The organism is Myxococcus xanthus (genome assembly GCF_006402735.1).
In the GTDB taxonomy this organism is placed as follows: domain Bacteria; phylum Myxococcota; class Myxococcia; order Myxococcales; family Myxococcaceae; genus Myxococcus; species Myxococcus xanthus_A.
Window position 1 is genome coordinate 603,970 of sequence record NZ_CP017174.1, and the last position, 12,114, is coordinate 616,083.

A 12,114-nucleotide genomic window follows, 5' to 3' on the forward strand; every position below is an offset into this window, starting at 1 on the left:
TTGAGTTGTCGCGGACCGTGACGAATAGAGACGTCTGGGTTCGTGCCTCCGTGTTGGGGGATGCACCAGACGCCGTTGAACTGTTCGTCGACGGGAATTCGTTCGCCTTGCTGCCTCCGCCTCGCTACGAGCTGCGCTGGAGCACGGAGGCCCTGGATGAGGGAATTCATAGCTTTGCCGCGAGAGTCACCATCGGGGAACTCCGGATCATGAGCGATGCGAGCACGCTCACCGTGGACCGGACGGCACCGAGGCTTGTTTCGCAAACCCCCTTGCCGGGGGCTCAGACAGCATTGGTTCGCCATCCCATCCAGGCCGTATTCTCCGAGCCCATTGAGCCCGGCTCTGTCACGACAGACTCCGTGAAGCTCTGGTCGAATGGCAGCGAGGTGCCCGTGGAGCTGCTGCTTTCTCCAGAGCGTACTTCGCTGACGTTGCGGCCTTTGGGCTCCGCACCGGTGGATACGACGATGTCCGTGACGCTCACGGATTCGGTGACGGACGTCGCGGGAAACGCACTCATTACCCCTGTGGACTCCTGGGAGTGGACGTTCCCTGCCTATCTCGCCATGGGCGGTGGTCTTGCTGCTGAGTCTTCAGGATTTTCCACTGTGAATTTTCCGTCGCTTGGGTTCGACGCAGCGGGTAATCCCATTGTTGCGTTTGTAGATGGCGCCAGGCCTGGGAATTGGGGCGTCCATGTCAAGCGGTGGAATGGGATGTTGTGGGAACCGTTGGGAGAGGTGTTGGATGCGAATGGCGGTGAGACATATGTCTACGCATCTGTGCTCCAGGGTTCTCCGGAAGGAAACCCAGTCGTAGCCTGGACGGAAGGGACAGAGGACGGGCATATCAACGTTCATGTCCGCCGCTGGTCAGGAAGCCAGTGGACCGCTGTAGGAGGGCCTGTCGAGAGGAGCCTGTCGCAAGGAATGATCGAGGCTTTCCAGTTCAAGGCAAACGCTCGTGGCGACATGGCGATGGCTTTTCGGGAGAAGAACTCGAATCAGGAGTCCCAGGTATCCGTCTTGTCTTGGAGAGGCACTGCTTGGGTGCCGCTCGGTGGGGCCCTCAAGGTCGACTCCACATGGGACGTCTCCAATGTGGGGTTGCTGCTGGATGTGCAGGGACGTCCCATTGTCGTCTGGTCCGAGTTCAACCCGGGCTGGAGTGTCTCGAAATCGTATATCCACAGGTGGAACGGTGGTGCGTGGGAGTCCCTGGTGACGCCCATTGAAGGGCCACATCGCAGATATGGCCTGGATGGGGATGACAACCTGGTTCGGGCCGTCGCGTATACGGACATCCATGGGGCACAGGCTGATGGAGTCCAGCGATTTGATGAGGCTCAAGGATGGGTCAACCTTGGTGCGCCTGCCGGCGGCCTGTTTCCGGGGGCCACGGATGCGCTGATCGGGGGGCTTGACGTCGATACTCAGGGCCGACTGGTTGCGTTGCTGGGCGAGCCTGAGATTCCGGATGGGCCTTGGGTGACCTATCTCCGCCGCTGGGACGGCATCGCATGGGGACCGTTGGGCGGTTTGCTGCGCCCGCTGCCAGGAAGGATCCCCTCGGGTCATGGTGTTGTTGCGCTGGACGCACAGGACCAACCTGTCCTGGCCCGCATCGAGGCGGCCGAAGGCACTCCCCACCAGCGCCTCCTCTACGTCTACCGCGCCAACTACTGAGCACCCACCGATACCCCACCGCCCGCCCCACCTGTTCTCCAATGAACACGCACCGGCACTTCGGACCGTATTCGTTGAAGCGCGGGGTGGGGTGGGCACGTCGGGAGGGGCGTGTATAGATTGTTCAACGCCCGTTCCAACCCGAGAGGCGTCTGTCCCATGAAGAGCACGGCGATGACAGTCCCGGCAGAAGACATGCCAACCGCCAAGGAGTCCACGGCGGGCGGGAACAAGAAGCGCGTGCTCGTGGTGGACGACTTCGATGATGCCCGGGAGATGTACGCGGAGTACCTGGAGTTCGTCGGCTTCGAGGTGGACACCGCCCGCAACGGCGTGGAAGCGGTGGCGAAGGCCAGCGAGGGCGAGCCCGACATCATCCTGATGGACCTGTCCCTCCCCGTCATGGACGGCTGGGAGGCGACGCGGCGCATCAAGCAGGACTCCCGCACCCGGGACATCCCCGTCATGGCGCTCACCGGCCATGTGCTCGCGGGGAACGCGGAGCACGCCCGGGACGCCGGCGCGGACGAGTTCGTCGCCAAGCCCTGCCTGCCGCAGGATTTGGAGAACAAGATCCGAAACATGCTCAAGCCGAGCAAGGGGAAGGTCCGGGGCGGCTGACGCCCAAGGACAACGCCACTGCTCGGCAACGGACACTCCAGCGGCCCTGGCGTCCTGGAGTCTCCTCCCTCGCGGCCCGTTCAGTTGACCCCTGGCGGACGGATGCATAGGCACCGGGTGTGGGCTCTCCGGCCGCCTCGCCGCCTCCTGATGCGTGGACTCCTCCCCAGGAGTTCGACGAGTACCGCCTTGTGCGGGCCATCGGGCGTGGGCGCATGGGGCGGGTGTTCCTGGCCCATGACACGCTGCTCGAGCGCCCCGTCGCCGTGAAGTTCATCCCCGCCCTGGGGCCCAACGCCCTGGCGCGGTTCCTCGTGGAGGCCCGGGCGGCCGCGCGCATCCAGCACCCCAATGTCGTCACCCTCTACCGGGTGGGACAGTTGGAGGAGCAGCCCTACCTCGTCTCCGAGTTCATCCGGGGGATGAGCCTGGACCGGCTGCCCAAGCCCCAACCCTGGGAGCGCGTGCTGGCCATGGGGCGGGACCTGGCACGGGGCCTGAGCGCCGCGCACCGGCGCGGGGTGTTGCACCGGGACATCAAGCCGGGCAACGCCGTGCTCACCGAGGCTGGCGAGGTGAAGCTGCTCGACTTCGGCCTCGCGAAGCTCCTGGACCGGGCCGCGGGGGCGGGGGATGGCGCGCCGCCCGCTTCCGGGACTCCGCCGCCGGAGTTGCCTCCTGACCTGGATCCGGAGGCCAGCCCCAACCTGGGCGCGCGCTCGCTGGACGGAATCTTCCTTCCATCGCTGCCGCGCGGCTCGCTGGTGGGGACGCCGTATTACATGTCCCCGGAGGCCTGGGCGGGCGAGGCGCTGACGGCGCGCAGTGACGTGTACTCACTGGGCGTCGTCCTGTACGAGCTGTGCGCGGGCAAGGGCCCCTTCCGGGACGTACCGTGGCGCGAGCTCCCGGAGCGGGTGCGCCACCAGGATGCGCGCCCCCTGGCGCAAGCGGTGTCCGGCGTGGATGCCGGGCTCGCCGCCGTCATCGACAAGTGTCTGCGTCGCGAGCCGTCCGAGCGTTACGCCACCGCCTCACAGCTGCTCGATGCCTTGGACGCACTGACGCGAGACGACACCGTCCAAGCGGTGCCGGAGGGCAATCCCTACCGCGGCCTCCAGGCCTTCGAAGCAGAGCACCGCGCCGTCTTCTTCGGCCGCCGCCGCGAGCAGCGCGCGGTGCTGGAGCGGATGCGCTCGGAGTCCTTCCTGCTCATCACCGGTGACTCGGGCGTGGGGAAGTCCTCCCTGTGCCTCGCCGGGCTGCTCCCCGCTGTCACCGAAGGGGCCCTGGAGGACGGACGTCGCTGGCGCAGCGTGCGGCTGGTGCCGGGCCGCAGGCCCCTGGCGGCCCTGGTCGCTGCGCTCGCGCCCGTGCTGGAGACGGAAGAAGAGACCCTGGCCGAAGGCTTGCGCGCCGAGCCCACGTCCCTGGTGCGCCGGCTCCGCGTGAAGCTGGGGGTCCAGGAGGGGCTGCTCGTCTACGTGGATCAGCTCGAGGAGCTGGTGACGCTGGCGCCGCCGCCCGAGGCGGAGCTGGCGGGACAGGCCCTGGGGGCGCTCGCGGAGGGCGCCAGTGGCGTGCGCCTGCTCGCCACGGGGCGCAGTGACTTCCTCACCCGGCTGTCCGCCGTGCCCGGGCTGGGCGCGGAGGTGCCGCGCGCGCTGTACCTGCTGCGCGCCTTGTCGCCCGAGGAGACGCGGGAAGCCGTGACGGGCCCCGCCCGCGTGAAGGGTGTGCGCTTCGAATCCGACGCGCTGGTGGATGCGCTCGTCACCTCCACCCTGTCCGCGGCGGAGGGCGGCCTCCCGGTGCTCCAGTTCGCGCTGGCCGAGATGTGGGAGGCGCGCGACGCGGCGGCCGGTGTCATGACGCAGGCGGTGCTCGACTCGCTGGGCGGCGTGGAGGGCGCGCTCGCGCGGCACGCGGATGCGGCGGTGGCCCGGCTGCTACCGGACCAGCGGGTAGCGGCCCGGGGCGTGCTCCTGCGGCTCGTCACCGCGGACGGCACCCGCGCGCGGAAGACGGACCGCGAGCTGGTGGGGGACGACGCCCGCTACCGCGCCGCCCTGGAGGCGCTGGTGCACGCGCGGCTGTTGGTGGCGCGCGAGGCCCAGGAGGGCACGTCCTACGAACTCGCCCACGAGGCGCTGCTCTCCGGCTGGGGCACGCTGGCGCGCTGGCTGACCGAGGCCTCCGAGCGCCGCGAGGTCCAATCCCGGCTGGAGGCCGCCGCCGCGCACTGGGAGAAGCTGGGCTTCCCGAGCGAATCCCTCTGGGGCCCGCGTCAGCTGGAGGAGACGCAGGTGCTCGACACGGGAGAGCTCACCCGCCGCGAGCGCGACTTCCTGAAGGCCTCGCGCCGCACCATGGTGCGCAGCCGACGGACGCGGCATGCGCTGGTGGTGGGCTTCGTCATGTCCCTGGGGCTCGTCTACGGCGGGCTCAAGCTGAGGGATCGTTGGAGCCTGGACCGGCAGGTGCGCGACGAGCTGGGCCAGGCGGCCCAGGCCCTGAGCGCCGTGCGTCAGGACTGGGGCACGCTGAGCGCCGAGCGCGACGAGGCCTTCCGCCTCTACGACACCGGCCGCCGCGCCGACGCGGACCGGCACTGGAACCGGGCTGGTGCGCAAGCGGGACAGTTGCGCGGCCGTTTCGACGAAGTGGCCGGACGACTGGAGCGCGCGCTGGCGTTGGCGCCCGGCCGCGCCGACGTGCGCGAGGCCCTGGCGGACTTCCTCTACGAGCGCGCGCTGTGGGCCGAGCAGGACGAAGACGCCTCGGCGCTGCCCGCGTTGCTCCAGCGTCTGCGGCTCTATGACACGGCGGGCACGCGCTGGCGGCGCTGGAACGCCGCGGCCAGCCTCACGCTGGAGACACCTGTCCCAGGGGCGGAGTTGGAGCTGCGTCCGCTGGCGCGCGATGCGCAGGGCAAGTATCAGCTGGGAGAGCCCCTGCAAGCGGACCCGGGGCGCTGGCTGGACGCAGCGGTGGCGCCGGGCACGTACCAGATTTCCGCGCGCGCTCTCGGCTACGAGCCGGTGGTGCAGTGGGTGCTGCTGCGGCGAGGCGAGTCGCGGCGGCTCGGCGTGCCGCTGCCGCGCATGGGCAGCGTGCCGGAGGGCTTCGTCTTCGTGCCGCCGGGTGAGGTGAAGTTCGGCAGCGCGGCCGAGGCCAGCGTGCGCGAGTTCTTCAACGCCGTGCCCCTGCACGCCGTGGCCGTCCCCGCCTTCCTGATGGCCCGGCACGAGGTGACGTATGCCGATTGGCTGGCCTACGTGGAGGCGCTGCCGCCCGCGCAACGCGCACAGCGGCTGCCGCGCGTGGGCACGGGCGGCTACGCGGGGCTGCTCGCGCTGGTGCAGGTGGACGGCGTCTGGCGGCTGCGCTTCCAGCCAGGGAACGAGCCCTACATGGCGCGGGCCGGGGCGCCGCTGCGTTACGCCCGCCGTACATCGCGCGCGGAGCAGGACTGGCTGCGCTTCCCCGTCAGTGGCATCACCTTCGCGGACGCGGAGGCCTATGCCGCGTGGCTGTCGGAGAGCGGCCGAGTCCCCGGCGCCAGGCTCTGCTCGGAGCTGGAGTGGGAGCGCGCGGCGCGCGGCGTGGACGGGCGTGAGTACCCCCACGGCGACACCCTGGCTCCGGACGACGCCAACATCGACACCACCTATGGCAAGCAGCCCGGAGGCTTCGGCCCCGACGAGGTGGGCAGTCACCCCGCATCGCGCAGTCCCTTCGGCGTGGACGACATGTCCGGCAACGTGTGGGAGTGGACCCGCTCCTGGCTGGAGCCGGGCAAGGCCGTGGCGCGTGGAGGCAGCTTCGCCTTCGCGGCGACCTCGGCGCGCGCCTCCAACCGCGAGCTGCCGGAGCCGTCCCTGCGCGACGTGACGGTGGGCATGCGGGTGTGCGCGGACGTGGCATTCAACGCGCACCCCTAAGCCCGCCTGCCTGCCCTACATCCGCTCCGCGCGCTACCGGACGGAGGAACCCTGTGTCCGCCCTGACGTCTTGGGGCGGTGATGCCCAGTGGACGAAGCAAGTGCCTGCGGGTCCTCGGGCGAGTTGCTGGGCGAGGGGCCGCTGCGGACATTGATTCCGTGGTCGGGCCGGGAGGGTGGTGGGTGATGGGTGCTTGGAAGCAGACGGTGGCGGCGCTGGTCAGCACGGTGAGCATGGTGGGCTGTGCGGGGAACGTGTCGGAGGCGGAGCCGGTGGCGCTGCGCGAAGGCGTGGCGGAGCTGGCGGCGCCGAACGGCCGCAACCTGAATGGCCGCAACCTGAATGGCCGCAACCTCAACACCCCCGAGTTGGGGCAGCTGCTCGTGTCCGTGGACCTGGTGGGCGCCCGCATCGCGGCGGAGGTGGTGGGCGCGGTGCGGCTGGAGGGCAGCGTCTTCCACGGCGTCGCCTCCAGCGGCCCGGTGTCCGGCCAGGCCTTCCTGGGCGCGCGCTTCACCGGCAACCTGGACAGTGGTGACACCGTGGAGCTGCGCGTCGACGGCATCGAGCCTGGAACGGGCGCGGACGCGGACGTCTGGGCGTACCAGGTCTCCTACTACGACGCGGCGGATGCACTCTGGAAGCCCGCGTGCGCGGCGGCGGATGGCTCCGCGCTGGGCGCCATCCCCATCGCGGGCCGGTGGGACTACCGCCAGGGCGTGCCGGGCGGCGGCGCGAAGGTGGATGACGCCGCGCGCTTCACCTTCGCCTGCGAGGGTGCGGCCATCGCCAAGTGCGTGCGCTTCGGCTACCGGCCCTGGGGCACCACGGCGGACGGCCTGAGCCTGGCGGACCACCACCAGGCGTGCACTCGCATGGTCCGCGCGGACTTCTGCGGCGACGGCACGTCGCACACCACGGATGGCCAGTGGGTGAACCTCCATGACGGCGTGGACGTGCAGACGGATACGGAGGCGTGGCTGCACGAGGCCGAGTGGGATGCCGATGGCGCGCGCTGCTTCACGCAGACGACGCGCGCGGCGCAGGCCGTGAGCTGCCCGGGGCAGACGCAGCGCACCCACTGCGGCAAGTGGGCCCATTTCCAGGCCGGCACGCTCATCATGAGCGAGGTCCCTCCCGCGCAGTAGGCACCTTGGACGCTGGCGAGCCTGAGAGGGCTCGCCAGCCCGTCAGCCCGGCCCGCTTGCTGGCGGTGGACCTTGTTGTCACCGGGTACCGGGGGCAGGGGGCCGACACCATGGTTAGCCGGCTCGCCTTGGGGGGCGGGGATGGGAGACGCGCTGTGAGACGGGCTCGAATACGACAGGTCTTCGGCGGAGCCTCGGCGGGGATTCTGATGGGGCTCTGCGCCCTGTCCGGTTGCCGCAAAGGGGAGGAAGCAGCGCCCGCGCCTCAACAAGAGGAGCTGGAGGTGACGCTGGGCCAGGAGAACGTGGCCCGCGCCGAGGTGCGGCAGCTGCGCTCCGGCCCTGGCATCTCCGGCAACCTGCAGGCGCGCACGGCGGCGGCGGTGCGCGCGGAGGTGGGCGGCACCATCCTCGACATCAAGGCCCAGCAGGGTCAGGTGGTGAAGAAGGGCGAGGAGCTGGCGCGCATCGAGGACGTCACGCTGAAGGACCAGCTCATCGCGGCGTCGGCGGCGGTCCGCACGGCCCGAAGCGCGCTCCAGGTGGCCGAGGCCGAGCAGGAGCGCGCCGCGAGGCTGTCCAAGGCGGGCGTCATCACCCAGCGCGACGTCGAACAGGCGGAACTCTCCGTGGAGCAGGCCAAGGGGCAGCTCGCGGAGGCGCGCTCCCGGCATGCCCTGGCGCAGGAGCAGCTCAACCGCGCGCGTGTCGTGGCGCCCTTCGCGGGCGTGGTGAGCGAGCGGCAGGCCAGCGCGGGTGACGTCGTCCAGCCCAGCGCGCCGCTCTTCACGGTGGTGGACCCGCGCACGTTGCGCCTGGAGGCCTCCGTGCCCGCCGCTCAGCTCGAACAGGTGCAGGTGGACACGCCGGTGGAGTTCCACGTGACGGGCTACGGGGACCGCGCCTTCCGCGGCACGGTGGAGCGCATCAACCCGGTGGTGGACCCGGCCACCGGCCAGGTCCGCATCTACGTGGCCATTCCCAATACGGACCTCCAACTGCTGGCCGGCCTCTTCGCGGAGGGGCGCGTGGCCTCGAAGGGCACGCAGGCGGTCGCGATTCCCATCGACGCCATCGACGACACGGGGACCGAACCCGCCGTGCTGCGCATCCAGGAAGGACGCGTGCAGCGGGTGAGCGTCAACTTGGGCCTGCGCGACGAGGTGGCGCGGCAGGTCGAGGTCCGCTCAGGCCTGGAGGACGGCGACGTGGTGCTGCTGGGCGCCGCGCGGAGCGAGGTGGCGGAGGGCGGGCGCGTGAAGGTGTCGCCCCCTCGGCCTGACTCGAAGCCCGTGGAGGAGGCGAGGCCCGGCGTTGGCGGCTCGGAGGCACCGCCGCCTTCGTCTGGAACGCGGGAGCTCACGCCGCGTCCCGCGTCCGCGCAACCACCGGAGGAGGGCGCTGCGCCCCCGGCGCCGTGAGGCCGCGCCGTCCCACCCCTGCTCCAAGCCTGGAGTCACGTCCGTGTTCATTTCAGACTTCGCCATCAAGCGGCCCATCATCACCATCACTTCGATGCTGGCGCTGGTGGTCTTTGGTCTCGTGTCGTTGGGACTCCTGGAGACCGACGAGTTCCCCGACGTCCAGCCCCCGGTGGTGAGCGTCACCATCCTCTATCCAGGCGCATCACCCGAGACGGTGGAGCGGGAAATCCTCGAGCCCATCGAGGACGCCATCTTCGCCATCAGTGGCGTGGACCCGAAGGAGACGACGTCCATCGCCACGGACGGCCTGGCTTCCTTCACGGTGTTCTTCGACTTCGAGAAGGACATCCAGGAGGCGACGCAGGACATCCGGGACGCCATCTCCAGCAAGCGCGCGGACCTGCCGCAGGAGATGGAGGAGCCCATCCTCACGCGCTTCGATCCGGCGGACCAGCCCATCGTGTCCCTGACGCTCACCTCGGAAGGTCTGGACGTCGCGGCGCTGTCGCTGGTGGCGGACCCGAAGGTGGTGGGCGAGCTGCGCTCGGTGCCCGGCGTCGCCCAGGCGGAGGTCGTCGGTGACGTGGCGCGGGAGATGACGGTGCAGCTCAATCCCGAGGCGCTCCAGGCCGCGGGCCTGTCCGTAGCGGAGGTGGTGGCGGCGCTCCAGGCGCTGAACCTGGCGGCGCCGGTGGGCCGCATCAACGCGCCGCTGACGGAGGAGTCCATCCGCCTCAAGGGCCGCCTGGAGAAGGTGGAGGACTTCCGGAACATGGTGGTGGCCTCGCGCAACGGCCAGGCCATCCGCCTGGAGCAGGTGGCGGACGTCTTCGTCGGCGCCGAGGAGCCGCGCACGCTGGCGCTCTTCAACGGCGCCCAGGCGGTGGGCATCGACGTGCTCAAGGCCCGGGGCTACAGCACCACCGAGGTCGCGGACGCGGTGCGTGAGCGGGTGCAGGCGCTCCAGGAGCGGCTCCCCGCGGGCGTGAAGCTCGAAATCGTGCGCGACGCCGGCGTCCGCGTGGAGAGCGCCGTGCACAACGTGCAGTCCGCGCTGGTGGAAGGCGCGCTGCTCACGGTGCTGGTCGTCTTCGTCTTCCTCAATTCGTGGCGCTCCACCGTCATCACCGGTCTGGCGTTGCCGGTGAGCGTGTTGGCGTCCTTCATCAGCGTGTGGGCCTTCGGCTTCACGCTCAACACCATGTCGCTGCTGGGCCTGACGCTGGCCATCGGCATCCTCATCGACGACGCCATCGTCGTGCGAGAGAACATCGTCCGCCACGTGGAGATGGGGAAGGACCACTACACGGCGTCGCGCGAGGGCACCTCGGAAATCGGCCTCGCGGTGTCGGCGACCACCTTCTCCATCGTCGCCGTCTTCGTGCCGGTGGCCTTCATGTACGGCGTGGCCGGCCAGTGGTTCAAGCCCTTCGCCCTCACCATCGCCTGCGCCGTGCTGGTGTCGTTGTTCGTGTCCTTCTCACTGGACCCGATGCTGAGCGCGTACTGGCCGGAGCCGCCCAAGAAGGAGAACCCGGGCTTCATCACCCGGACGCTGAACCGCTTCAACGCCTGGTTCGACCGGCAGGCGGAGCGTTACACGCACGTCATCGCCTGGGCACTGGACCACCGGCTGGTGATGGCGCTGGTGGCAGTGGGCTCGCTGGTGGGCGCGCTGGTGCTCCAGGGCACCGTGGGCGGCGCGGGCTTCGTGCCGGTGAGCGACCGCGCGGAGGTGGAGCTGCTGGTGGAGACGCCGCCGGGCTCCAGCCTGGAGTACACGCGGCGCAAGGTGGACGAGGTGACGCGCACCCTGCGCGCCCACCCGGAGGTGGACTACACCTATGCCACCATCGGCGTGCCCCTGGCGCTCAGCGCGCCTGGCGTGGACCAGGCCCTGGTGTACGTGCGGCTCAATCCGAAGGCGGAGCGCGACGTGAGCCAGGACGCACTGGGCGTCCAATTCCGCGAGGAGATGAAGCGCATTGGCGGCGCCACCGCCTCCGTCTTCACCTCGGGCTTCGGCGGCGCCTTCAAGCAGCTTCAGTACGAGCTGCGCGGCCCGGACCAGCGGGTGCTCACGCAGCTGGCGCAGCAGGTCCAGAAGGAAGTCGAGCAGGTGCCCGGCGCGGTGGACGTGGGCCTGTCCACGCGAGGGCAGAAGCCGGAGCTGGAGGTGGAGCTGAACCGCGGGCTCGCCGGACAGCTGGGCGTGACGGTGGGGCAGGTGGCTCAGGTGCTGCGGCCGGCCTTCGCGGGCCTGGACGTGGGCGACTGGGTGGACCCCATTGGAGAGACGCGAGACGTCATGGTGCGGCTGGCGCCGGGAGCGCGTGACAACCCCAACGACTTGTCGCAGCTGCCCATCTCCGTGGGCGCGGCGGCGGGCGGGCCGCCCCGGCTGGTGCCGCTGGGGCAGGTGGCGGACATCCGTCAGACGCTGGGCCCGGCGCAGGTGACGCACCTGAACCGTGAGCGCGTCATCAACGTGCAGGCGAACGTGCAGGGGCGCTCGTTGTCGGAGGTGGGCGCGGACATCCAGAAGCGGTTGGACGGCGTGAAGCTGCCGCCGGGCTACACGCTGACGACGGGCGGCGAGTCCGCGGACCAGGCCGAGGTGTTCATGCGCGTGTTCATCGCGCTCGGCATGGCGCTGATGCTGATGTACCTCATCCTGGTCATCCAGTTCGGCTCCTTCCTGGACCCGGTGGCCATCCTCATCTCGCTGCCGCTGTCGCTCATCGGCGTGGTGCTGGCGCTGCTCATCACCGGTGACACGCTCAACCTCATGAGCCTCATCGGCATCATGCTGCTGATGGGAATCGTCGCGAAGAACGCCATCCTCCTCATCGACTTCGCCAAGTGGTCGCACGAGAAGGGCATGCCCTTGCGCGAGGCCCTCATCGAAGCGGGCCGCATCCGTCTGCGCCCCATCATCATGACGACCTTCGCGCTGGTGGCGGGCATGGTGCCGGTGGCCATCGGCGCGGGCGAGGGCGGCGACTTCCGCGCGCCGCTGGGACGCGCGGTGATTGGCGGCACGATGACGTCCACGCTGCTGACACTGCTGGTGATTCCCACCGTGTACGAAATCCTGGTGGACGGCCGGACGTGGTTCATCCGCATGCTGCGCAAGCTCTTCCGGATGAAGCCTCCTGAACAGCGGCCACACATTCCGGGTGGGGGCGGCGGCCGTGGAGAGCCGCGGCCCGCCCCTCAGTCGCGGCACGATTGAGGGCTCGGCAACGAACGGGCGGGCTCGGGACGACAGGACGGTTGGCGCATCGC

Annotated in this window: 6 protein-coding genes; all 6 read left to right on the plus strand. The window is 70.0% G+C overall.

The window, feature by feature from the left end; translation table 11 throughout:
• Positions 1 to 17 precede the first annotated feature (17 nt).
• The 6 genes from BHS09_RS02710 to BHS09_RS02735 all read left to right on the plus strand — a co-directional run bounded on the left by BHS09_RS02710 (position 18) and on the right by BHS09_RS02735 (position 12,061).
• Positions 18 to 1,688, plus strand: a complete 1,671-nt coding sequence (locus BHS09_RS02710; RefSeq protein WP_161605119.1) for an Ig-like domain-containing protein — start codon at positions 18 to 20, stop codon at positions 1,686 to 1,688.
• A gap of 159 nt (positions 1,689 to 1,847) precedes the next feature.
• A complete protein-coding gene (locus tag BHS09_RS02715) occupies positions 1,848 to 2,309 on the plus strand; it encodes a response regulator (RefSeq protein ID WP_174258617.1) in 462 nt (153 codons plus the stop codon).
• A gap of 119 nt (positions 2,310 to 2,428) precedes the next feature.
• Positions 2,429 to 6,253 carry an nSTAND1 domain-containing NTPase gene (locus BHS09_RS02720; RefSeq protein ID WP_140797080.1) on the plus strand — a complete coding sequence of 1,275 codons (3,825 nt, stop codon included), beginning with the start codon at positions 2,429 to 2,431 and terminating at the stop codon, positions 6,251 to 6,253.
• A 78-nt stretch (positions 6,254 to 6,331) separates the two neighbouring features.
• Positions 6,332 to 7,402 carry an ADYC domain-containing protein gene (locus BHS09_RS02725; protein WP_140786945.1) on the plus strand — a complete coding sequence of 357 codons (1,071 nt, stop codon included), beginning with the start codon at positions 6,332 to 6,334 and terminating at the stop codon, positions 7,400 to 7,402.
• Between the two features lie 209 nt (positions 7,403 to 7,611).
• Positions 7,612 to 8,823: an efflux RND transporter periplasmic adaptor subunit gene (locus BHS09_RS02730; protein WP_237077986.1), complete on the plus strand. Its 1,212-nt coding sequence runs from the start codon at positions 7,612 to 7,614 to the stop codon at positions 8,821 to 8,823.
• Between the two features lie 43 nt (positions 8,824 to 8,866).
• A complete protein-coding gene (locus BHS09_RS02735) occupies positions 8,867 to 12,061 on the plus strand; it encodes an efflux RND transporter permease subunit (RefSeq protein ID WP_140797081.1) in 3,195 nt (1,064 codons plus the stop codon).
• The last annotated feature ends 53 nt before the right edge of the window (positions 12,062 to 12,114 follow it).